This is a genomic window from Rhodopila sp. (assembly GCF_965277165.1).
Classification (GTDB): domain Bacteria; phylum Pseudomonadota; class Alphaproteobacteria; order Acetobacterales; family Acetobacteraceae; genus Rhodopila.
In genome coordinates, this window is sequence record NZ_CBDICE010000006.1 from 3,117,605 (window position 1) to 3,139,509 (window position 21,905).

The window sequence follows — 21,905 nt, forward strand, 5'->3', positions numbered from 1 at the left end:
ACCGGAAGGAGTCGGATATGGCGGAACATCATCTGGTGCTTATCGTTGGAGGCAATCGCGGCATCGGTCTGGGCGTGACCAGGGATTTCCTTGCGCAGGGCTGGGATGTGATTGCGACGGCGCGGCAGCCGGCGAAGGCCGGGGAACTGCGGGCGCTGGAATCGTCCAGCGGCGGGCGGCTGACGATCCCGCAGCTCGACATGAGCGATCCGGAAAAGGTGGATGGATTTGCAGCGACCTTGGGCGGCAAGACGATCGACGCGGTTCTGGTCAACGCGGGTGTCTCCGGTCCGGCGCATCGCAGCGCCAGCGAGGTGACGCCGGAGGAGATCGGCGCCCTGATGTTCGTCAACGCGATCGCTCCGGTGCGTCTGGCGCGATCGCTGGCCGGGCATGTGCGCAGCGGTACCGGCGTGATCGCGTTCACCTCATCGGTGATGGGCAGTGTGGCTGACAACTCGGGCGGTCACGAACTGTATCGGGCGAGCAAGGCCGCGTTGAATTCACTGACGCGGGGGCTGTGGGGCGAACTGAGCGGGCGGAAGCTGACGTTGGTGTCGCTGCATCCGGGCTGGGTTCGAACCGACATGGGCGGGAAATCCGCGGCGGTATCGGTGGAAGACAGCGCCGCCGGAATCGTTTCCGTCGTCCAGAAGCAGAGCGGGGCGCATCAGCACCGGTTCCTGGATTATACCGGCAAGGAAATTCGCTGGTAAAGGCGCATCAGGGGGTAAGTTCCGTCCAAGCCGCGACCATGCTCTATAACCCTGGCGATGCCGATGCTGTCGCAACGGTATGCTCGTTCCATCCACCCCCCAGCGCCTTGTAGAGCGTGACAAGATTGGCCAATTGCGCCTGCTTCAGGCTGAGCAGCGTCTGTTGCGCCGAATACAGCCTTTGCTGTGCCATCAGCACCGGCAGGTAATCGTTCACCCTGGCTCGGAATAGCATCATCGACAGACGCAGCGTGTCGGCCGCGGCATCCACCAGTTGCTGCTGCGAGCGCACCTGATCGATGCAGGTGGATCGCGCGGCCAGCGCATCGGCGACCTCGCGGAATGCGGTCTGGATGGTTTTCTCGTATTGCGGGACCCGGATGTTCTTCTGGGCTTTGGGTCCGGGTTCCCCGGGTTCTGACCCGCAGTGAAGATCGGGATATTGATCTGCGGCGCGAAGCTCCAGGTCAGGCCGCCGGCGGTGAACATGCGGCTGAGTTGGCTGCTGGCCACGCCGCCGCTGCCGGTCAGGGTGATGCTGGGAAAGAACGCTGCCCGAGCGGCACAGATATTGGCGTTGGTCGCGAGCAGATTGTGCTGCGCCGCGATGACGTCCGGCCTGCGGAACAGCAGATCGGAGGGAAGCCTGGCCCGCAGGTCACTCAGCAGACCCTGCTGGTCGATCGATTTCCCGGGGGGGCAGGTCGGCGGGCATCGGGTCGCCCAGCAACAGTGTCAGCGCATTCTCATTGTGCGCCGCCTCGCGCGTGTACGGTTCTTCGCGATTGCAGGCGATTATCTGCCGGGTTTGCTGCTGCGGACGCGGGATCGGCTTTGCGTCGAGGATGTCGCTGCGCGGGTGGAGCGGGCAGTGACGAGCTTTTTCCAGGATGCCAAGTTAATTAGTCTCCGGGGTGCCACGCCGGCTCGCGCCGGCGCGCTCCAACAATTCTGCGCTTCAGACCTCGACTTCCTGCTCGCGGTCGGCGCTGCCGTCGTCGTCGCCTTCTGGCTTCGGTAGCGCGGGTAGCGCGGCCTCGGTGATCTCGAAGTCGAGTTTGTTGTCCTTCAGCGTCACCTTGACGGCGCCGCCCTTGACCAGCTTGCCGAACAGCAATTCCTCGGCCAGAGCCTTCTTGATGTGCTCCTGGATGACGCGGCCGAGCGGGCGGGCGCCATAGAGTCGGTCGTAGCCGCGTTCCGCCAGCCATTCCTTGGCGGCCGAGGACAGTTCGATGGTCACGTTGCGGTCGGCGAGCTGGGCCTCCAGCTGCATGACGAATTTTTCCACCACGCGGCCGACGATTTCAGGCGTGAGGCCGGCAAAGGTAATGGTGGCGTCCAGGCGGTTGCGGAATTCCGGCGTGAACAGGCGCTTGATGGCGTCGTCATCCTCACCGGTACGGATGTCGCGGCCGAAGCCGATGACTTCCTTGGCCATGTCGGAGGCGCCGGCGTTGGTGGTCATGATCAGGATCACGTTGCGGAAATCCACCGTCTTGCCGTTGTGGTCGGTGAGCTTGCCGTGATCCATGACCTGCAACAGGATGTTGAACAGATCGGGGTGGGCTTTCTCGATTTCGTCCAGCAACAGCACGGCATGGGGATGCTGGTCGATGGCGTCGGTCAGCATGCCGCCCTGGTCGAAGCCGACATAGCCCGGCGGGGCACCGATCAGGCGCGATACCGAATGCCGTTCCATGTATTCGGACATGTCGAAGCGGATCAGTTCGATACCCATGGTTGAGGCCAGTTGGCGGGCGACTTCGGTCTTGCCGACGCCGGTGGGGCCGGAGAACAGGTAGTTGCCGATCGGCTTTTCCGGTTCGCGCAGGCCGGCGCGGGCCAGTTTGATCGCCGCGGCCAGCGCATCGATCGCCTTGTCCTGGCCGAACACCATGGACTTCAGGTCGCGTTCCAGATTGCGCAGCGTCTCCTTGTCGTCGGCGGAGACCGACTTCGGCGGGATGCGGGCGATCTTAGCGACGATCTCCTCGACATCCTTCAAGGTAACCGTTTTCCGCCGCTTGTTCTCGGGCAGCAGCATGCGGGAGGCACCCACCTCGTCGATGACGTCGATCGCCTTATCGGGCAGCTTGCGGTCATGGATGTACTTTGATGACAGCTCGACCGCGGCGCGGATCGCTTCGTCGGTGTAGCGCACCTTGTGGTGCTTTTCGTAATTCAGCTTGAGGCCGCGCAGGATCTTGACGCTGTCTTCGAGCGACGGTTCGTTGACGTCGATCTTCTGGAAGCGGCGCACCAGGGCGCGGTCTTTTTCAAAGTAGTTGCGGAATTCCTTGTAGGTGGTGCTGCCGATGCAGCGCAGGTTGCCCGAAGCCAAGGCCGGCTTCAGCAGGTTGGAGGCATCCATCGCGCCGCCGCTGGTGGCGCCGGCGCCGATCACGGTGTGGATCTCGTCGATGAACAGGATAGCGCCGGGCTGGTTTTCCAGTTCGTTCACCACCGCCTTCAGGCGTTCCTCAAAATCGCCGCGATAGCGGGTTCCGGCCAGCAGCGAGCCCATGTCGAGTGCGAAGATGGTCGATTTCGCCAGCACTTCCGGCACGTCGCCTTCCACGATGCGCTTGGCCAGGCCCTCGGCGATCGCGGTCTTGCCGACGCCCGGATCACCGACATACAGCGGGTTGTTCTTGGTGCGGCGGCAGAGGATCTGGATGGTGCGTTCGATTTCGGAGTCGCGCCCGATCAGCGGGTCGATCTTGCCCGACATCGCTTTCTTGTTCAGGTTCACGCAGTAGTTGGACAGCGCGTCCTGGCCGCGACGGTTGGGTTTTTCCTCGCGTTCCTGCTCCGGCTGGTTGCCCTCCGGGGCCTGATTGTTGGAACCGCTGACCGGGCGCTGCGCCGACCGCCCGGGCGCCTTGGCGATCCCGTGGCTGATGAAGTTCACCGCGTCGAGGCGGGTCATGTCCTGCAGCTGCAGGAAATAGACGGCGTGGCTTTCGCGTTCGCTGAACAGCGCGACCAGCACGTTGGCACCGGTGACCTCGTCGCGGCCGGATGACTGCACGTGGATCGCGGCGCGCTGCACGACGCGCTGGAAACCGGCGGTGGGTTTCGGGTCGCCCGGACGGTCGGTTGCCAGCCCGGCGAGATCCTTGTCGAGGAATTCGGTCAGGTCGTTTCGCAGCTTGTCGAGGTCGACACCACAGGCCTTGAGCACGGTGGCGGCGTCGGTGTCCTCGGCCAGTCCGAGCAGAAGATGTTCGAGGGTGGCGTATTCGTGGCGTCGCTCGCTGGCGAGTGACAAGGCGCGGTGAAGCGTCTGTTCGAGGTTCCGTGATAGCATATCCGACGCTCCTAAACCCTTGCGGTCCCGAACGGGACCTGACCAACCCTGGATGGGATCACCACCCTATCCATCACAGCGACGATGTTGGCACCGGCGCGCCTGACAGCGTCATCATTCCTTCTCGATCGTACATTGCAGGGGATGCTGATTCTGCCGCGCGAGGTCCATCACCTGGGTGACCTTGGTTTCGGCCACTTCGTAGGTGTAGACACCGCAAACCCCGACGCCGCGACGATGCACATGCAGCATGATGCGGGTCGCTTCCTCGCGGTTTTTCTGAAAAAACCGCTCCAAGACGTGAACCACGAACTCCATTGGGGTGTAGTCGTCGTTCAGCATCAAGACTTTGTACATCGCGGGTTTGCGTGTTTTCGGCCGCGCCTTGACGACGACCCCGGTATTGGGCCCCTCGGTCGTGCCGCCCCGCTTGTCGTTATCGCTCATGGTGTTCGCATCCATCCGCCGTCCCGCATTCGGCCACCGCGCGGCCGATCCTTCAATCCTGCCGGTCCCTGTTTCCCCTGCTTGGCAGGCTTGCCCGGGCACCTTTGCCCTCTTTCGTTGTCGTCAGCCGGTGCCAGCTTTTTCGTGCTATCGAGGACCCAGCATATCGGAACGCCTTGGTCCGTTGAAAGTATATTGGCGCCGGTCCAGACGATTGCGCCGACTTGGCGTGACCGCAAGAGGCGATTCACCGAATTGTCCGGCGAAGAGCTTCTCGACACCCAACAAGATGGGCGGCTGGACGAAAAAACAAAGGCCCGGACGGATGCCCGGGCCTTTGAGATATTGCATGAACGCGATCCGCGGGACGTGTGCCCCGGTTGAACGCGGCTGGACCGGTCAGGTGGTTTTGGCGAACTTCTCGACCGCGACGCTGACGCGGGCGGTGATCGGGGCCAGCGCCTGCTCGGTCAGACGGAACGAGGCATCGGTCAGCTTGCCGGACTCGGCCAGCGACTTCTCCAACGTAGAGCGGGCCAGCGAGGACTGCAGTTCGAACGCGTCTTTCACCGACTTGACGCCGGACAGCGCCTTGAAGGCCGACATACTGTCATCGAACGAGGCCTGGGCGGCGGCGGCGAGGTGCTTGGACAGGTCCTGCATGCCGGTGGCCCAGATCTGGCCGGACTTCACCATGGCTTCCATGTTGCCTTGATTGAATGCCACGAATTCCTCGGCGGTCTTCATCGCTTTTTCCACTCCTTCCTTGACTTTTGCCTGTGTCGCTTCGAACCCGGCGGTGGCTTTGGCGACGCCTTCCTTCAGGTTCGACACGGTGGCTTCGATGCCCTTGTCGGCGGCATGTTCCGCGGTGTGGGGGACTTCGACAAACTTGGCTTTGCTGGTCGTCATGGGTTCCATCCTGTGAATTATGGCCGGTTTTCTTGTCCAACGGCGAGAGCGCCTGACTGGTCAGACGCCGGGCCGATAAATCGTGGTAGCCAGTTTCAGTGCTGAACTCGCTGCACCGCAACACAAACTCGATATAGAAATGTCGTGAGCCGCGATCAAGGGAATTTTTGTGCACTGCACAAAATTTCCAAGACCCCAAGCCGGGGATTTCCGGACCCGGACGGTGACGCGACGGCGTGCGAGCGTCGTGTCGTAAGGCATTCACTTTTTATGGTTTTTAGACTGTTTTAAGCTGGACAAGAGACGCCTTGGCAACATAATGTTGTCGCGCCATGACGAAGGGGACATGAATGGCCAACTCAGCCTGCGGTTCGCGCAAGCCGGTATCGCATTGCGTGTCCGCCGTCGTTGTCCTGACGTCGTTGCTGGTTGCCGGTTGGGCGCTGAGCGGGTCGGCGCGGGCGCAAGTCGGGTCGGCTCGGTATAGTTCCATCGTGGTCGATGCCAACAACGGCGATGTGCTGGAAGACGTGAACGCGGACCAGCCGCGCCACCCGGCCAGTCTGACCAAGATGATGACTTTGTATCTGACGTTCGAGGCGTTGCGAGACCGCCGCATCAGCCTGGACCAGGCGGTGCCGGTTTCGCCGCACGCGGCGTCGATGGAGCCGACCAAGCTTGGCCTGGTGCCCGGGTCTCGGCTGTCGGTGCAGCAGGCGATTCTGGGTCTGATAACGCGTTCCGCCAATGACGCTGCCTCGGCTCTGGGCGAATTATTGGGCGGCAGCGAGGACCGCTTTGCCCAAATGATGACGCTGCGCGCCCGCGCGCTCGGCATGACTCATACCACGTTCATGAATGCGTCCGGCCTGCCGAACGACTTGCAGTGGACCACCGCCCGCGACCTGGCGATCCTGAGCCGACGGCTGATCAACGATTTTCCCACCTATTACAACTATTTCTCGACCCCGAGCTTCGTCTGGCACCGCCAGATCATCTTCAATCACGACAGTATGCTGCGCAGCTATCCGGGCGCCGACGGGCTGAAGACCGGCTATACCGAGGCATCCGGGCATAACCTGGTTACCAGCGCGGTGCGCGGCGGCGTGCGGTTGATCGGGGTGGTGCTTGGGGCCGGGTCCAATGGGGAACGCGATATCCATATGACTGCGTTGCTCGACCATGGTTTCGAGCAGTTGGACGTGCTGCCGGTGCGCAAGCCGTTGCTGCTGGCGTCTCGGGTCAGCTTGATCGCCAGCGCGCATGCGGCGGAGATCGGCCAGCTTGCGCCGCACCATGCGGCCGCCGCGAATTGGACGGTTCAGGTTGGCAGCTACGCAACGGCGGGCGCCGCCCGTAGTGCGGCCCTGGCGGCCAGGCGTGAGGCGGAAGCCGGGGAAGTCCGTGTCGAGCCGATCCGGCAGCGGGCGAAGCGGCTGTGGAGGGCGCAGGTGACGGGCCTGACCCAGGCGGACGCCCGCGACACCTGTTTGGGTTATCACCGAGGCGGTTGCATCGTGATGCGGCCGGAAGCCCGGGTGGTGGCAAGTAGGTAGACCATTTTCATCACCGCATAGTCATGCTGACATTGTCACAGGGCAAAACCCCGGGCAGGCGGATCATACGGGCTGACCCTGGCCGCGAACGAGTTGTGGTAACGGCGGAATCAGCGGCTGGCCGGGGACGTTCAAAATGGCGGAGGGACGACAAACAGGACCTCGCCGCTGAATAATGCAGCATGAAAGGCGGCGCTTGGTCGAAATCGCAGGACGATTACGCCGCAAGCAGCGCGTGGACCTGCTGCCTGATAAACTCCGCATCGGCCGGATTGGCGACAGGATTGCCGGCGCGATGCCCCCAGACGCTGGGGATCGGCCGCAGTTCGGCGGACGCCAGGAAAGGCAGTTCCGCCTCGTTGTCGGCAGTGCGAAAATACAGGTCGGTGGCGCCAGGCATCAGCAGGACCCGCGCTCGGATCGCCCGCAACGCGGCCTCCAGATCGCCGTCGTACAGCCCGTTGGCGCTGATGTCGGCGGCGTCCCAGGTGCGGAGCTGAGCATACAGGTTGGCGGCCGGACGGGCGGCGTATCGATCCTCCCAATCGGTTTTCAGAAACGTTTCGAGGTCGGGCGCGCCCAGATTCGGCGCCGGTGCGGCCGCCAAATGCAGGCCGGCCCGATAGAAATCCTGACTGAGCCCCCAGCCCGCGTAGATCCGCCCGAACGCCCGTTTCGCCGCCTGCGGTTCGGCGGAGAACCGGCCATTGCCGATATGCCCAGGCGCGGCCTCCAGGGTTGCCATCAGCGAGCGCAGGAACACCTGGTTGTGCACCGCGGTCCGAGCGACGCCGCAATTGACCACGATCCGCTGCACCGCGTCGTGGAACAGCGCCGCCCAGTGATAGGCCTGCAGCGCGCCCATCGACCAGCCATAGACACAGGCCACACGGTCGATGCCGAACGACGCTGCCAGCGCGCGTCGCTGAGCCTGCACGTTGTCATGCACCGTCACCAGCGTCGGATAGTCCGCCGTATCGGACGGTGAGGACGACAGTCCGTTGCCGAACATGTCCACGATGATGATGAACCAGCGCGTCGGATCGAGGATCTTGTCCGGGCCGATCAGCCATTCAAGGTCCGGATGCTGCGCCCCATAGCTGGTGGGATAGACAATGACGTTGTCCCGCGCTGGCGATAGCGTGCCGTAAGTCTTCCAGCACAGCCTGGCGGACGCCAGCCGCGCGCCGGATTGCAGCGTCAGGTCTCCGAGATCGAAACTACCGTGCTGGGTCGGCCAGGTCATCGTCGTCTCTCCTTCCCGCCGCTTGGCCCTGACGCAGTATGCCGCAGGGCGCGCATGTTGGGCAGGGCGCCCGGGCTTGCCGCAGTTTGCCATCGACGCCGAACAGCGAACGTGGGGGCATCAAACGCGGGGCACTTCCTAAGCAATTTTTCCTTGCGTCCCTACACAACCTGAGGTAGAAGTTTTCCGAACAAACACTGAACGGGATGCCATGAAAGAAGCCACCAATCCAACCGAGTCCACCGAGCGCATGCGCGTCTATGCCAGCGCCGCGCTCTCGCCGTTTTTTACCAGCGCTGCCAACGGCTGTGAGACCGCCGCCCAGAAATCCGCCGACAGCCTGCTGCAAGATTATCGCGCGGCCACGCCCAAGGAAATTCAGTTATCGGCCCAGATCATCGCAGCTGGCCTGGCGACGCTGGCCTGCCTGAGCGCCGCGTCGGTGGCCAAGCACGACTCAATCAACGAGATGCTGCGCCTGCAGCGCGAGGCCCTCAAGCTGCACCGGGTGTCTGATAAAGCGACCAAGATGCTGGAGGCGCGCAAAAAACAGCGCACGACAAATCCGAAGACGCTGGCCACGGCGCAGACAAAATGGGATGAGGGTACGTTCCAACTGGCCATCAATCAGGCGCTGGACAAGTTCAATGACTCGAATGCCAGGGTCGCCGCCTACATGGACAGCCTGCGGACCAACGCGCAGACGGCGAGACCCGACACCTCGATCAGCGAATAGGCACCGGATCCAGCGCGGCAACTGCAGGGGGACAACAGCCAGAGGGTCAGCCCAGCGACCGCGCTGGCGCCCACGCCTGACCCGGCATCAGACTGGGTCGATCAGGGCGGACGCGGCGGCTTAGCCTGATCGGTTCAGCTAACCTAACTCGGCTCGATCTGCACGATGCCTGGACGCGGCGACGCGGCATGTTCCTTCAGCACCGCCTCGGTCCCTGGATCGACTTCCTTCATCAGCACATCGTAGCCCCACAGATCGGCCAGATGCTGCAGCACCATCCTGGCATCCTTCTCCTCCAGCAGCACACGGTTCAGCGCGCGGTGGTGCAGGATCAGGCGGCGGTCACCGGCAAGGTTCACATCGATCACCTGGATATCGGCCGATGTCCACGACACGTCGTAGTGCTTCGCCAAAGCCTGCTTGATCTTGCGGTAGCCACGCTCGTCGTGGATCGCCTCGACCCGCAGGTTCGGTTCGCTGGCGTCGTCCATCACATGGAACAGGCCGAAATGACGCACCAGCTTCGGGCTGAGGTATTGCAGGATGAAGCTCTCGTCGCGGTAGTTCGACCAAACGTCGCGCAGCACGTTCATGTGGTCGTTGCAGCCGGCGATATGGGGGAACCACTGGCGGTCCTCGGCGGTCGGCAGCGTGCAGATCCGCTCGATATCCTGCATCATGGCGAATCCCAGCGCATAGGGATTGATGCCGGAGTAGCGACGGTCGTCGAATTCCGGCTGGAACACCACGTTGGTGTGCGACGACAGGAACTCCACCATCGCGCCGTCGGTCAGCAGCCCCTTCTCGTGCAGCCGGTTCAGGATCGTATAATGCGAGTAGGTCGCGCAGCCCTCGTTCATCACCTTGGTCTGCGACTGCGGATAGAAGTACTGCGCGATGATGCGCACGATCCGCAGCACCTCGCGCTGCCATGGAGCCAGCCGCGGGGCGGTCTTCTCCATGAAATACAGGATGTTTTCCTGCGGCAGTTCCAGCAGCGCCTTGCGCTGTTCGGCGGCGGTCGGGTCGGCGCGGGTATTTTCCTTGCCGGGCACGGTGCGCCATAGGTCGTTGAACACCTTTTCATCGTGTTCGCGGCGTTCGCGTTCCCGCTTTTCCTCCGACCGCAGATCGGCGGTCCGCTTGCGCGGATATTTGTGCACCGCCTGGTTCATCAGCGCGTGCGCGGCGTCCAGCAGGCGTTCGACCGCCGCCTCACCGTAACGCTGTTCGCACGACGTGATGTAGTCCTTGGCGAACTCGAGGTAATCCAGGATGCCGTTGGCGTCGGTCCACTGCTGGAACAGATAGTTGTTCTTGAAGAAGTGGTTATGCCCGAACGCGGCGTGCGCCATCACCAGGGTCTGCATCATGGCGGTGTTCTCTTCCATGATGTAGCTGATGCACGGGTTGGAGTTGATGACGATCTCGTACGCCAGCCCCTGCATGCCAGCCCGGTACATCGCCTCGTTGCGGGAAAAATGCTTGCCGAACGACCAGTGCTTATAAAACAGCGGCATGCCGATGGAAGAATAGGCATCCAGCATCTGTTCGGTGCCGATCACCTCGATCTGGTTGGTGTAGACGTCGAGCCCCATTTCGGTCAGCGCGACCTTCTCGATCGCGTCGTAGCAGCGCTGGATTGTGCCGAACTCCCAGTCGGCACCCTCGAACAACGGACGTTCGGCCCGGATCAGCGTGGAACTCATTCGGCAGCCTCCTCGGCCCCGGTCTTCTTAGCGAAGAGTTCCCGGAACACTGGGTAGATGTCACGCCGGTGGCCGACCTTGCGCATCGCCATCGGCGCGCCGTTGCGAATGATCGTGGAATAGGTTTGCCACAGATCGCTGTCGCGGCGGATGAAGCCGGGCGGGAAGTGCTCGGAATCGCGGCCGACCTCGAGATAGGCGTAGTACTGGCAGGCCGGCAGCAGGACCCTGGTCAGCAGCGCGGCGGTCTTGTCGTTGTCGCTGGCGGTGTTGTCGCCGTCAGACACCTGGGCGGCATAGATGTTCCAACTGTCCGGGCTATAGCGATCGTCGATCACCCGCTGCATTTCTTCCAGCGCGGTGGACACCACGGTGCCGCCGGTCTCGGGGCTGTTGAAGAAGGTGTCCTCATCGACCTCGGACGCCTGATGGGTGTGGCGGATGAACACCACTTCCACGTTCTTGTAGCGCCGCTTCAGGAAAATATACAGCAACACATAGAACCGCTTGGCCAGGTCCTTCATGTGCTCGGTCATCGACCCCGATACGTCCATCAGGCAAAACATCACCGCCTGGGCCACCGGCCTGGGATGCGCCTCGAACCGCCGGTAGCGCACGTCCAGCGGATCGATGTAGGGGATGATCCCGGTGCGGCGCACCTTGCGGGCCAATTCTTCCTCGAGCGCGACGCGCCGCGGGTCGTCCGCTTCCAGCGCGGCGATTTCATCCCGCAGCGCCTGGATCTCATCGGGCTTCGGCCGGCGCAACGCGATCCGCCGCGACAGGCTGTTGCGCACCGTGCGGTTCAACGCCAAGTTGGCCGGCGAGCCGCTGACCGAGTAGCCGGCGCGGTGATAAACCAGCGCCTCGGTGTTCACCACCCGGCGCTTGGCCAGGTCGGGAAGTTCCAGATCCTCCAGGAACAGGTCGACGAATTCCTCACGCGACAGGGCGAAGCGAAAATCGTCCTCACCCTCGCCGTCCGGACTGCCTTCGGATCCGCTGCCGCCGCCACCACTGGGCGGCCGCTGGATCGTGTCGCCGGCGATGTACTCCTTGTTGCCGGGCAGCAGGTGGTCGCGAATGCCGCCGGTGCCGCTGCGCCGGAAGGAAGGTTCATGTACGCCCTGCGCTGGCAGGACCACCTCACCGCCTTCGTCGGCGTCCTTGATGCTGCGGCTGCCGGCGCTTTCATGCACCGCCTTGCGGATCTGCGATTTGGCACGCCGCATGAAGCGTTGGCGGTTGGCCAGGTTCTTTCCACTCGGGTTCAGGCGGCGGTCAACGATGTGCATAGCGTGCCTGTGCGACCTTTCCGGGTTCGGCGGGCATGGCTAGCCCGCCTGCTTCACGCGCATATACCACTCAACGAGTCGCCTGACCTGCCTTTCGGTGTAGCCGCGGGCGGTCATGCGTTCGACAAACTCGGTGTGTTTCTTTTCGGTGTCACTGTCCTTCTTCGATCCAAAGCTGATCACCGGCAGCAACTCCTCGACCTGGCTGAACATCCGACGCTCGATGACGTCGCGGATCTTCTCGTAGCTGGTCCAGGACGGGTTCTTCCCGTTGTTGTTCGCCCGAGCCCGCAGGCTGAATTTCACCACCTCGTTGCGGAAATCCTTGGGATTGGCGATTCCGGCCGGTTTCTCGACCTTGGTCAACTCCTGATTCAGCAGTTCGCGGTTCAATAGCTGGCCGGTGTCGGCGTCCTTGAAGTCGATGTCCTCGATCCAGGCGTCGGCATAGGACACGTAGCGGTCGAACAGGTTCTGTCCATAATCGTGGTAGGATTCCAGGTAGGCTTTCTGGATTTCATTGCCGATGAACTCGGCATAGCGCGGTGCCAGCTCGCCCTTGATAAACTCCAGGTAACGCTTTTCGGTCTCCTGCGGCATCTGGTCGCGCCGGATCGACTGTTCCAGCACATACATCAGGTGAACCGGATCGGCGGCGATCTCGGTGGTGTCGTGGTTGAACGTCGCGGCCAGCACCTTGAACGCGAAGCGCGTCGAGGCGCCGTCCATGCCTTCCTCGACACCCGCGGTATCCTTGTATTCCTGCAAGGAGCGCGCGCGCGGATCGGTCTCTTTCAGGCTTTCGCCATCATACACCCGCATCTTGGCATACAGCGTGGAGTTCTCGTGCCGCTTGAGCCGCGACAGCACCGAGAACCGGGCCAGCATTTCCAGCGTCGCCGGGGCGCACGGGGCATCCCCCAGTTCCGAGCGTGACACCAGCTTGTCGTAGATCTTCTGTTCCTCGGTGACCCGCAGGCAATACGGTACCTTGATGACATAGATCCGGTCGATAAAGGCTTCGTTGTTCTTGTTGTTCTTGAACGACTGCCACTCCGATTCGTTGGAGTGCGCCATGATGATGCCCTGGAACGGGATCGCGCCGATGTTTTCGGTGCCGATGTAGTTGCCTTCCTGCGTCGCGGTCAGCAACGGGTGCAGCATCTTGATCGGCGCCTTGAACATCTCGACGAATTCGAGCATCCCCTGGTTGGCCCGATTCAAGCCGCCCGAGTAGCTGTAGGCGTCGGGATCGTTCTGCGCGTGCATCTCCAGCTTGCGGATATCGACCTTGCCGACCAGCGACGATATGTCCTGGTTGTTCTCATCACCCGGCTCGGTCTTGGCGATGCCGACCTGGCGCAACCGCGACGGGACCAGCTTCTGCACCCGGAATTTCGAGATGTCGCCGTTGAACTCGTCCAGCCGCTTGATGCACCACGGGCTCATCAGTCCGGTCAGCCGGCGCACCGGGATGCCGTAGCGGTCCTCCAGCATCGGACCCATCCGCTCCGGGTTGAACAGCCCAAGCGGGCTCTCGAACACCGGGCTGAGGTCGTCGCCGGCCTTCAGCACGTAGATCGGGTAGGTCTCCATCAACGCCTTCAGGCGTTCCGCCAGCGACGACTTGCCGCCGCCAACCGGGCCCAGCAGGTACATGATCTGCTTGCGTTCCTCGAGACCCTGGGCGGCGTGGCGCAGGAACCCGACGATGCGCTCGATGGTTTCTTCCATCCCGTAGAATTCGCTGAACGCCGGATAGGCGCGGATCGTACGATTCATGAAGATGCGGCCGAGCCTCGGATCCTTCGAGGTATCCACCATCTCGGGCTCGCCGATCGCCGCCAGCAGGCGTTCGGTCGCGGTCGAATAGACAAGCGGGTCCTGCTTGCAAGCGTCGAGGTAGTCCGCCAGCGACATCTCGGCTTCGCGATGAGCCTCGAATGTCCTTGCATAGGCGGTGAAGATGTCATCGACCGTATTCATGCGGCCGCTCCTTGGTTAAGGGTGGTGCCACGATCAGTCGCGTCTGCATGAAACATGTCATGCAAGATGGGTGCAACCGTAGCGCATAGGGAAGATGTCGCGGGAATGTTTTCACCGATTCGGATCATGCCGAGATCCGCAAGTGCGACGGTGACTTACATTCCCTGAGAAAAGCCGCAGTCATTCGCATTACTCTTTCTTCCGCCGGCTCGAAGTAGCGGCCGACACATAATGTGTTGAGGCGTCGTTCATCGCCGGCAGTCCATGACCACGCGGAAACAACCGCACCGCGTCAGGATCGGGCGCGATAATCTTGCGACCCAAGGCGGCAACTTTATCGTACGGCCGGCGGACGACCGCTCCGCAAGCCAGCAAACCCGAGACATTTCCGCCAATCACGGAATAGTGAAACCCGCCGTTCGGCATTTCAAGAGAATTCACAACGGCACTGTGAAAAAGCGCTTCGGCCCAATTCGGCGAGGCCTTCGAAGACAGCTTGGACGATACGTGGTTGCGGTCAGGCATAACGCAAACCAATTGCGTTATAACAGCGCCCAGCAAGCAGCCTGGGCAAGCGCCGCGTCATGGCTGTCAAGTGCATCAACTGCCTGTCCTAGCCGCCGGTCCGCCCGAGTCGAGGACACCAAGGCACCAGGAATACACGGATATTCTTAACATTCCCTTAACGTGTATCGTTTTCGTTCCATCCATCCTTGCCGGTCGAAGAGGCTACACCACTCGATCCACCGCGTGGCCGAAATTCTTCGTATGATCCGTCGCTGTGCAGCCATTGCCGAAACCGAGGGCACGTGCCGCGACAGCGCGCGAACCAAGTTCACCCGATCATTGACTTATTTGGTGTAAACTCTTGAGTCACAATATATTTAATCCACCAGGAAAAGCGCCGATCGCACCGTTGGGTGGTTTGCGGCGGCGACTCGGATTCATGGTTTCAACTCCTGCCAGTCCGTCATGAGCGCTACGCCCATGAGCGCTACGCCGGGCGACGGCCATCAGACGCGCCCGCCAGCACCGCGCCGATGCTGGGCCGGCCTCGGTCTCGATCGACCGCTCGTCATGGCCATCGTCAACGCCACCCGGGACAGCTTCGCCGACGGCGGGCGCCATGCCAAACCGCGCGACGCCATCGCCGCCGGCTTGCGGATGTCCGCCGATGGCGCCGACATCATCGACGTCGGCGGTGAAAGTACCCGTCCCGGCGCCGCACCGGCGTCGCCCGAACGGGAGCAGGATCGCGTGCTGCCGATTATCGAAGCCCTAGCGGCGGCGGGCCTTCGCGTTTCGGTCGATACCAGGAACGCCGCCACCATGCGGGCCGCGCTCAGCGCCGGTGCCAGCATCGTCAACGATGTGTCGGCGCTGGCGCATGATCCGTCATCGGCCGGCGTCGTCGCCGAAGCGGGCTGTCCGGTCGTGCTCATGCACATGCGCGGCAAACCCGCGACGATGGATGCCGAAGCAGTTTATGCCGATGTCGCGGCTGAGGTGCGCGCGGAACTTTCGACGCGGATCGAGGCGGCGCTTCGTGCTGGAATTCTCCGCGACCAGATCGCCATCGACCCAGGAGTCGGTTTCGCCAAGCGGGCGCCACACTCGCTGGCGGTGTTGCGCGGGCTGCCGGACCTCGGCCGCCTTGGCTACCCGATCGTGGTCGGGGTCTCGCGCAAGAGCTTCATCGCCACCGTCGCAGGCCAGTCGGAGCCCGACCAGCGACTCGGCGGATCGCTCGCCGCCGGGCTTTACGCGGTGCTGCGCGGCGCCTCGATCCTGCGTGTCCATGATGTCAGAGAGACGGTTCAGGCCGTTCGCATCTGGCAGACGCTGTTTGCCTCAGGCACAGTTCCGCTTCCCCAACGCCCGCCATTCGATTAGACCTTGCGGTGAGACGATCGGAAGTGCGGCAGAGAGCGACAAACAGCGCATGAGCAAAACGAGACGCCTGTTCGGCACCGATGGCATCAGGGGCAAGGCGAATACCGACCCGATGACCGCCGGCATCGCCTTGCGACTCGGTCAGGCCGCCGGTTTGCTGTTCACCCGCGGCGAACATCGCCACCGCGTCGTCATCGGCAAGGACACCAGGCTGTCCGGCTACATGATCGAGCCCGCGCTGACCGCCGGATTTATCGGCGCCGGTATGGACGTCACCTTGCTGGGCCCGTTGCCGACGCCAGCGGTGGCGATGCTGACCCGGTCGTTGCGCGCCGATCTCGGGGTGATGATCTCCGCCTCGCACAATCCCTACGAGGATAACGGCATCAAGCTGTTCGGCCCCGATGGCACCAAACTGTCGGATGAAAAAGAGCTCGAGATCGAGGCTCTGATGGACAGCGGCTTCGCCGACCGTCTGGCCGACTCCGACCGGCTCGGCCGCGCCGCCCGGCTGGATGACGCGGCCGGGCGCTATATCGAGGCAGCCAAGGGCAGCTTCCCCCGGGGATCTCGCCTCGACGGCTTGCGCATCGTCGTCGATTGCGCCAACGGTGCCGCCTACAAGGTGGCGCCCACCGTGTTGTGGGAGCTGGGTGCGACGGTTATTCCCGTCGGCGTTGCCCCGGATGGCTTCAACATCAACCAGGCCTGCGGCTCGACGGTGCCCGAATTCCTCTGCGCCAAGGTGGTCGAGCATGGCGCGCATCTGGGCATCGCGCTCGACGGCGACGCCGACCGGGTGATCATCGCCGACGAAACCGGAGAGGTGGTCGATGGCGACCAAATCCTGGCATTGATCGCTCGGTCGTGGCACCAAGCCGGGACACTGCGCGGCGGCGGGATCGTCGCCACCGTCATGTCCAATCTGGGGTTGGAGCGCCATCTCGGCCAACTTGGACTGCGCCTGCACCGCACAAAGGTGGGCGATCGCTATGTCGCGGAGCATATGCGCACCAGCGGGATCAACGTCGGGGGCGAGCAATCCGGCCACCTTATCCTGTCCGATTTCGCCACCACCGGGGACGGGCTGCTCGCCGCGCTCCAGGTGCTGGCGGTTCTCGTGCAGCAGGATCGGCCGGCGTCGGAACTGTTGCAGGTGTTCCGGCGGCTGCCGCAGCGCCTGAAGAACGTGCGCTTCGCCGGTGTGTCGCCGTTGCGCGAAGACCGCGTGCAGGCAGCGATCCGCGACGCCGAGGCCCGCCTGCACGGCACCGGACGCGTGCTGATCCGCGAAAGCGGCACCGAACCGCTGGTGCGGGTAATGGCCGAGGGCGAAGACAGTTTCATCGTCGCCGAGGTGGTGGACTGGCTGTGCGAAATGATCGCCGACGTCGCCCGGATCAGGCAAGCCGCGGTTTAGCAATGGCCCCGAGCCTCGAGAGCACCACCCCAGGGCCGACCGGAACCGCCCGCTGATGCGCGGCCGGGTGCTGGTCATCGCCGGCTCCGACTCGGGCGGCGGAGCGGGGCTTCAGGCCGATATCAAGACCATAACCGCGCTCGGAGGGTTTGCCGCGACAGCAGTCACCGCGCTGACCGCGCAAAACACGCTCGGCGTGCACGGCGTTATCCCAGTGCCGCCCGATTTCATCCACCAGCAGATCGACGTGGTTCTCGGGGACATCGGCGCCGACGTCATCAAGATCGGCATGCTGGGCGACGTTGCCACGATCGAGGTAGTCTCCGCCGCGTTGCGCGATCTGGCCGCGGCGATACCGGTGGTGCTCGACCCGGTCATGGTGGCAAAGGGCGGACATGCCCTGTTGGCGGCTCAGGCGGTGGACACCCTGCGCCGGCGACTATTGCCGCTCGCGACGCTGATCACCCCGAACCTGCCGGAAGCCGAGGCGCTGACCGGTCTGACCATCCGGACCGAGACCGAGATGCGCGCCGCCGCCTCCGTATTGCTGGCAACCGGCGTGCCGGCCGTGCTGTTGAAGGGCGGCCATCTGCCCACCGACACGGTGGTCGATCTGCTGGCGACCACGGACGGTATCGAGGCGTTCTCCGCATCCCGGATAGACACGCGCCATACCCACGGCACTGGTTGCACGACGGCCTCAGCCGTGGCGGCCGGGCTAGCGCAAGGTCTGTCGCTGCGCGATGCAATCGTTCGCGCGCGACTTTATGTCCGGGCCGCCATCAGCTCCGCACCCGGGTTCGGAGGTGGGCATGGTCCGCTGGATCATGCGGTGACCGTGGCGATGCCGGCGTCCTGGCCCGGGTCGGGGGGCTGATCCCAAATCGCCGAGTCGGCCGAGCAAGCGCGCGCTTCGCTGGCGGGGTGCCGGCGCTTTGGGTCGTCGTAAACGCAAACCCCGAGAGGCGTCGTGGCCCGGGACCTTCCGCCGCTGGAATCACGCCAGCATCCCGGCGATGGCATCCGCCAATTCAGCCGTCGCCGTGCTCATCGCGGCCACCAGGGCGCGGGTCGTGGCATCCTGAGGCCGTGCCGTGAACCTGACCCCGCGCGATCTGATGCCCTTGCCGTCCACCGCGATCTGCGCCGCCAGCAGGAGGTTGCCGTCGCGATCCAGGTCGAACCGCAGCAGATTGATCTCCACCCTTGCCGCGGCCGGCGTGGAAATCGCACCGCTGTCACCGTAAACATTGCTGCCCGGCAGCCGCTGGTTCAGCTCCTGAACCAGGATCCGGCTCAGCATCGCGTCGAGCGGCTCGCCCCACCATTGGTTGGACAGCACCTCGATCCGGTAGCCCTCGGACGAGCGCACGATTTGCGAGCGTTCCAGATAGTGCGCGACGGCGATCGCGCGCAAGGCAATGACCCGCGGCGCACCGGCATGAGTCGGCCCCGGGATCGCTGCCAGCACATACAATTCTGGATTGGGCGAAGAACAGGCTGCTGGCAACGCGGCCAGTGCCAGCAGGGCGGATCGCCTGGACAGCGTCATCCGATCAGTCATTGAACCCCTTGGTCGGTGCGACCACGGATCAACGCCTCCGGATGGCGGGCCAGCAGATCGGCCAGCACCCGGATCGAGCGGGCGGCGTCGGATAACTGGTCCATGGTTCGGCCGACATCGCGGTTGAAGCGGGAATCGGTGCCATACCCGGACTGCAACGATGCCAGCAGCTTGTCGGTGCGCTGCACCGTGCTGTCTAAGCCGTTGGCGATCGACGGCAGGCGCTGCATCGCCGGCTTCAGCCCATGATTGAGGTTGCCGATCAACTGCTGCGCGCCGGCCAGGGTCGATCGCAGTTCGCCGACCGTCTCGGCCAGCTGCTTGTCGTTCACCAGCGCATTCACCCCGGCAAGCGTGTGATCGAGGTTCTGCCCGATCGATTCGAACGGAATGGAGTTCAGCCGATTGACCAAATTGGTCGCCGCCGTGGCGACGTCATCGGCGCTGCCGCCCTCGATCGGGATGACATAGGCATCGCCCTGCTTGCCCAGCGTGCCCGGGCCGGCATCGGGATACACGTCCATCGACAATTGCTTCGACCCGGTCAGGATGTTGCTCGATTCCAGCTTCACCCGCAGTCCCTGATTGACCAGCGCCTGCATCTTCTTGTCGAGGTCCCCACCGGTCGGCAATTCCAGCATCGCGATGCGCTCCGGCTCCACGGTGAAATGCACCGGAGCCACGACCGTGTCCGACGCGCGGTCATACATCAGCGACAGGCTGGACACTTCACCGATCTTCAGGCCGTGCAAGGTGACCGGCGACCCCGCCCCCAGGCCGGAAACCGAGCTTTCGAAATTGGCGATGAACGGCAAGGTGCGCTTGTAGGTCGAGGAATCGGCCGCATCCTCATCCTCATACAGCGGGAACGAATGCTCAGCCGCGCTCTCACCGGCGGTCTTGGGGTCGTCCGGCGTGTCGAAGGCAAGTGCGCCAAGCACCACGGCGCGCAGCGATTGCAGCTTGACCTGCAGTCCGTTCGCGCCAAGCGCCACCTTGGCGCCGGATGCGTTCCAGAACCGCGTGTTGTCATCGACATATTTGTCAAAGGGCGCGCGCACGAAAATATGCACCGTGATGTTGCGGGCCATCTCGCCGACGTCCCAGCCGAGCACCTCCCCCACTTCCAGATCGCGGAACAGGATCGGCGAACCCAGGTTGAGCGATCCGATTCGCTTGGCCCGCAGCAGGAAGGTGCGGCCCGGCACGTCCGATTGCAGCACGGGTGGATTTTCCAGGCCGACGAAGTCGCGTTTGGGCTGGCCGCCGCCCTGCGCCGGCAACAGATCGATGTAGGATCCCGAGAACAGCGTCTGTAGCCCACTGATCGCGCCGGCGAAGAACCGCGGACGCACGACCCAGAACTGCGCGCCATCGGTCAGTAGCGGTTCAGCTTCCCGGTTCATCCGGATCGTCACCTGCACCCGCTTGAGGTCCGGAGTGAGCCCGATTTTCTGCACCACGCCCATATCGACGTCCTTGTGGCGGACGTGCGACTGGTCGGCCTGCAACCCCTCGGCGGTCTCAAACGTGACGGTGATCAGCGGGCCGCGCTGCGACAGCGTCGACCAGGCAAGCCAAGCCCCGATGATCAGCGTCACCACCGGGATCGCCCAGATCAGCGGCAGCCGCCTCTTGTGGTCGATCGGCGACCGCACGACCGCCGTGGGATGCCTCTCGCTCACGCGGTTTCCGCCTGGCCCGAATCCATCAGCGGTGTCGGGATCCGCGCCGCGTCGGCTGTTTCGCGAGCACGATCCCACATCAGCCTTGGATCGAAGCTGTGCGCCGCCAACATGGTCAGGATCACAACCGCGGCGAAGGCGATCGCCCCGGGACCTGGGTAAACGCTGGCGAGCTTGCCGAACTGCACCACCCCGACCAGGATCGATTCCATGAAGATGTCGATCATCGACCAACGCCCGATGGCATCGACGACCCGGTAGAGCAAGGTGCGATCGCGCATCGCCCAACTGCTGCCAAGGTGGGTCGAGACCAGCAGGATGATCAGCCCGATCAGTTTCAGCACCGGAACCGCCACGCTGGCGAAGAATACCAGCGCAGCCAGCGGCCACATCCCAAGCTCCAACAGCTCCCGCACGCCGCCCAGGATCGTGCTGGGTTGGCCGGCACCGAGCCGGACAACGGTGAGCACAGGGTAGGTGTTCGCAGGAATGTAAAGCATCATCGCTGCTATGGCGAACGCCCAGGTGCGCGCGATCGAGTTCGGCTTGCGGATCCGCAGCCGGAACCCGCAGCGCGTGCATCGCATGCCAGGCGCGGCGCGGCTGACCAGGCCGCAGGTGTCGCAGCCGATGCGCCAGCGAACCACATTGCGACCGGGACGTTCCGACGTCGGTGGATTGACATCCAGGGCCCGCCGCCGCCGCCGATTGGGCGGCTCCATCGCCTCCCACACCGCCTGACCGTCGAGCATGTGATCGGCCAGCACCATGATCACCATCAGGCCGGCCAGCGCATAGATCGCCGGGCCGAGATTGACTGTGGTCATGCCGCTGAGACGGACATAGGCGACGAACAGGCCCAGCAGATAGATTTCCACCATCGACCACGGCCGCAGGCGCTGCACCCAGGCATAGATCTCTCGCAGTTCCGCCGGCGGCCGGCTCAGGCGCAAGCCGCCCAGCACCGCCAGCATGCACAGCACCCGGGCAAGCGGCGCGGCGACGGTGGTGATCAAAACGACCAGTGAAATCTCCCACAGGCCGTACTGCTCCATCTCCTGCGGCCCGCTGACCAGTCCGGCGATGCGCTCCTGACCGGCGGTGCTGACCGCGATCAAGGTCAGGGTGGCGCCCAGCAGAAACAGGATCAGCGCACTGATGTTCAGCGCCAGCGGCAGTGCAAGCGGGTTGCGCCTGGTGTGGCGCAGCACCGCGTCGCAACGCTCACAGACCGCCCGCGCACCGGCTGGCATCGTCGGCAGCACCTGCATCTGTCCGCAATCGTGGCACTCACACAACCGGGGTGCGGTGACGGCGGACAACCGTCCTGGGAACGCTGAATCTGGACTTATCGATCCGGCGGGCGCCAGGGCAGCGGGTGACGAGGTGGCAACGGGTGACGAGATGCTCATCAGGCGGTGGTCTGA

The 21,905-nt window shown here is 63.6% G+C and carries 18 protein-coding genes and 1 pseudogene; 6 read left to right on the forward strand and 13 right to left on the reverse strand.

Annotation, left to right across the window (positions count from 1 at the left end; translation table 11 throughout):
• The first annotated feature begins 17 nt into the window (after positions 1-17).
• The gene (locus ACQY4Y_RS26430; RefSeq protein ID WP_428493536.1) at positions 18-716 is read left to right on the forward strand and encodes an SDR family oxidoreductase; all 699 of its coding nucleotides are present in this window, start codon (positions 18-20) and stop codon (positions 714-716) included.
• 43 nt (positions 717-759) lie between these two features.
• Here the strand turns inward: ACQY4Y_RS26430 and ACQY4Y_RS26435 are convergent, their stop codons facing one another.
• The 5 genes and pseudogenes from ACQY4Y_RS26435 to ACQY4Y_RS26455 all read right to left on the reverse strand — a co-directional run bounded on the left by ACQY4Y_RS26435 (position 760) and on the right by ACQY4Y_RS26455 (position 5,388).
• The gene (locus ACQY4Y_RS26435) at positions 760-1,284 is read right to left on the reverse strand and encodes a TolC family protein (protein ID WP_428493723.1); all 525 of its coding nucleotides are present in this window, start codon (positions 1,282-1,284) and stop codon (positions 760-762) included.
• Positions 1,188-1,400 (reverse strand): annotated as a pseudogene (locus ACQY4Y_RS26440) (TolC family protein); the annotation flags it as partial. The pseudogene ACQY4Y_RS26440 and the gene ACQY4Y_RS26435, both read right to left, overlap by 97 nt.
• A 274-nt stretch (positions 1,401-1,674) precedes the next feature.
• Complete coding sequence (clpA, locus tag ACQY4Y_RS26445; RefSeq protein ID WP_428493537.1) at positions 1,675-4,029, reverse strand: ATP-dependent Clp protease ATP-binding subunit ClpA; 2,355 nt, start codon at positions 4,027-4,029, stop codon at positions 1,675-1,677.
• Between the two features lie 114 nt (positions 4,030-4,143).
• Positions 4,144-4,476, reverse strand: coding sequence for an ATP-dependent Clp protease adapter ClpS (gene clpS, locus ACQY4Y_RS26450; protein ID WP_428493538.1), 333 nt, complete (start codon positions 4,474-4,476; stop codon positions 4,144-4,146).
• Positions 4,477-4,875: 399 nt separating this feature from the next.
• A complete protein-coding gene (locus ACQY4Y_RS26455) occupies positions 4,876-5,388 on the reverse strand; it encodes a phasin family protein (protein ID WP_428493539.1) in 513 nt (170 codons plus the stop codon).
• Positions 5,389-5,738: 350 nt separating this feature from the next.
• Between ACQY4Y_RS26455 and ACQY4Y_RS26460 the strand changes: the two genes are divergently transcribed.
• A complete protein-coding gene (locus tag ACQY4Y_RS26460; protein ID WP_428493540.1) occupies positions 5,739-6,944 on the forward strand; it encodes a D-alanyl-D-alanine carboxypeptidase family protein in 1,206 nt (401 codons plus the stop codon).
• A gap of 217 nt (positions 6,945-7,161) precedes the next feature.
• On the opposite strand, the gene ACQY4Y_RS26465 is transcribed toward ACQY4Y_RS26460, so the two are convergent.
• A complete protein-coding gene (locus ACQY4Y_RS26465; protein WP_428493541.1) occupies positions 7,162-8,190 on the reverse strand; it encodes an alpha/beta fold hydrolase in 1,029 nt (342 codons plus the stop codon).
• A 211-nt stretch (positions 8,191-8,401) separates the two neighbouring features.
• Between ACQY4Y_RS26465 and ACQY4Y_RS26470 the strand changes: the two genes are divergently transcribed.
• Positions 8,402-8,926, forward strand: coding sequence for a hypothetical protein (locus tag ACQY4Y_RS26470; RefSeq protein WP_428493542.1), 525 nt, complete (start codon positions 8,402-8,404; stop codon positions 8,924-8,926).
• 143 nt (positions 8,927-9,069) lie between these two features.
• Here the strand turns inward: ACQY4Y_RS26470 and ACQY4Y_RS26475 are convergent, their stop codons facing one another.
• The 4 genes from ACQY4Y_RS26475 to ACQY4Y_RS26490 all read right to left on the reverse strand — a co-directional run bounded on the left by ACQY4Y_RS26475 (position 9,070) and on the right by ACQY4Y_RS26490 (position 14,441).
• Positions 9,070-10,635, reverse strand: a complete 1,566-nt coding sequence (locus ACQY4Y_RS26475; RefSeq protein ID WP_428493543.1) for a SpoVR family protein — start codon at positions 10,633-10,635, stop codon at positions 9,070-9,072.
• The gene (locus tag ACQY4Y_RS26480) at positions 10,632-11,930 is read right to left on the reverse strand and encodes a YeaH/YhbH family protein (RefSeq protein WP_428493544.1); all 1,299 of its coding nucleotides are present in this window, start codon (positions 11,928-11,930) and stop codon (positions 10,632-10,634) included. The genes ACQY4Y_RS26475 and ACQY4Y_RS26480 overlap by 4 nt, the downstream gene beginning before the upstream one ends.
• 39 nt (positions 11,931-11,969) lie before the next feature.
• Entirely contained in the window at positions 11,970-13,916 is a 1,947-nt protein-coding gene (locus ACQY4Y_RS26485) for a PrkA family serine protein kinase (RefSeq protein ID WP_428493545.1), read from the reverse strand.
• Between the two features lie 189 nt (positions 13,917-14,105).
• Positions 14,106-14,441 (reverse strand): hypothetical protein, encoded by a 336-nt coding sequence (locus ACQY4Y_RS26490; protein ID WP_428493546.1) that lies wholly within the window; start codon positions 14,439-14,441, stop codon positions 14,106-14,108.
• 462 nt (positions 14,442-14,903) lie between these two features.
• Between ACQY4Y_RS26490 and folP the strand changes: the two genes are divergently transcribed.
• The 3 genes from folP to thiD are packed head-to-tail and all read left to right on the forward strand — an operon-like array spanning position 14,904 to position 18,106.
• Positions 14,904-15,809 carry a dihydropteroate synthase gene (folP, locus tag ACQY4Y_RS26495; protein ID WP_428493547.1) on the forward strand — a complete coding sequence of 302 codons (906 nt, stop codon included), beginning with the start codon at positions 14,904-14,906 and terminating at the stop codon, positions 15,807-15,809.
• A 49-nt stretch (positions 15,810-15,858) separates the two neighbouring features.
• Positions 15,859-17,229: a phosphoglucosamine mutase gene (gene glmM / locus ACQY4Y_RS26500; protein WP_428493548.1), complete on the forward strand. Its 1,371-nt coding sequence runs from the start codon at positions 15,859-15,861 to the stop codon at positions 17,227-17,229.
• A 55-nt stretch (positions 17,230-17,284) separates the two neighbouring features.
• Positions 17,285-18,106, forward strand: a complete 822-nt coding sequence (gene thiD / locus ACQY4Y_RS26505) for a bifunctional hydroxymethylpyrimidine kinase/phosphomethylpyrimidine kinase (RefSeq protein ID WP_428493549.1) — start codon at positions 17,285-17,287, stop codon at positions 18,104-18,106.
• Between the two features lie 120 nt (positions 18,107-18,226).
• Here the strand turns inward: thiD and ACQY4Y_RS26510 are convergent, their stop codons facing one another.
• The 3 genes from ACQY4Y_RS26510 to ACQY4Y_RS26520 are packed head-to-tail and all read right to left on the reverse strand — an operon-like array spanning position 18,227 to position 21,890.
• Positions 18,227-18,793 (reverse strand): PqiC family protein, encoded by a 567-nt coding sequence (locus ACQY4Y_RS26510; RefSeq protein WP_428493550.1) that lies wholly within the window; start codon positions 18,791-18,793, stop codon positions 18,227-18,229.
• Positions 18,790-20,478 carry an intermembrane transport protein PqiB gene (locus tag ACQY4Y_RS26515; protein WP_428493551.1) on the reverse strand — a complete coding sequence of 563 codons (1,689 nt, stop codon included), beginning with the start codon at positions 20,476-20,478 and terminating at the stop codon, positions 18,790-18,792. Before ACQY4Y_RS26515 ends, ACQY4Y_RS26510 begins: the two co-directional genes overlap by 4 nt.
• A complete protein-coding gene (locus tag ACQY4Y_RS26520) occupies positions 20,475-21,890 on the reverse strand; it encodes a paraquat-inducible protein A (RefSeq protein WP_428493552.1) in 1,416 nt (471 codons plus the stop codon). Before ACQY4Y_RS26520 ends, ACQY4Y_RS26515 begins: the two co-directional genes overlap by 4 nt.
• Positions 21,891-21,905 lie beyond the last annotated feature (15 nt).

Bases quoted from the DNA above. Each gene is read 5' to 3' on its own strand.
- ACQY4Y_RS26430 (WP_428493536.1), top strand. From the start codon at position 18: ATGGCGGAACATCATCTGGTGCTTATCGTTGGAGGCAATCGCGGCATC.
- clpA (WP_428493537.1), bottom strand. From the start codon at position 4,029: ATGCTATCACGGAACCTCGAACAGACGCTTCACCGCGCCTTGTCACTC.
- clpS (WP_428493538.1), bottom strand. From the start codon at position 4,476: ATGAGCGATAACGACAAGCGGGGCGGCACGACCGAGGGGCCCAATACC.
- ACQY4Y_RS26455 (WP_428493539.1), bottom strand. From the start codon at position 5,388: ATGACGACCAGCAAAGCCAAGTTTGTCGAAGTCCCCCACACCGCGGAA.
- ACQY4Y_RS26460 (WP_428493540.1), top strand. From the start codon at position 5,739: ATGGCCAACTCAGCCTGCGGTTCGCGCAAGCCGGTATCGCATTGCGTG.
- ACQY4Y_RS26465 (WP_428493541.1), bottom strand. From the start codon at position 8,190: ATGACCTGGCCGACCCAGCACGGTAGTTTCGATCTCGGAGACCTGACG.
- ACQY4Y_RS26470 (WP_428493542.1), top strand. From the start codon at position 8,402: ATGAAAGAAGCCACCAATCCAACCGAGTCCACCGAGCGCATGCGCGTC.
- ACQY4Y_RS26475 (WP_428493543.1), bottom strand. From the start codon at position 10,635: ATGAGTTCCACGCTGATCCGGGCCGAACGTCCGTTGTTCGAGGGTGCC.
- ACQY4Y_RS26480 (WP_428493544.1), bottom strand. From the start codon at position 11,930: ATGCACATCGTTGACCGCCGCCTGAACCCGAGTGGAAAGAACCTGGCC.
- ACQY4Y_RS26485 (WP_428493545.1), bottom strand. From the start codon at position 13,916: ATGAATACGGTCGATGACATCTTCACCGCCTATGCAAGGACATTCGAG.
- ACQY4Y_RS26490 (WP_428493546.1), bottom strand. From the start codon at position 14,441: ATGCCTGACCGCAACCACGTATCGTCCAAGCTGTCTTCGAAGGCCTCG.
- folP (WP_428493547.1), top strand. From the start codon at position 14,904: ATGAGCGCTACGCCGGGCGACGGCCATCAGACGCGCCCGCCAGCACCG.
- glmM (WP_428493548.1), top strand. From the start codon at position 15,859: ATGAGCAAAACGAGACGCCTGTTCGGCACCGATGGCATCAGGGGCAAG.
- thiD (WP_428493549.1), top strand. From the start codon at position 17,285: ATGCGCGGCCGGGTGCTGGTCATCGCCGGCTCCGACTCGGGCGGCGGA.
- ACQY4Y_RS26510 (WP_428493550.1), bottom strand. From the start codon at position 18,793: ATGACTGATCGGATGACGCTGTCCAGGCGATCCGCCCTGCTGGCACTG.
- ACQY4Y_RS26520 (WP_428493552.1), bottom strand. From the start codon at position 21,890: ATGAGCATCTCGTCACCCGTTGCCACCTCGTCACCCGCTGCCCTGGCG.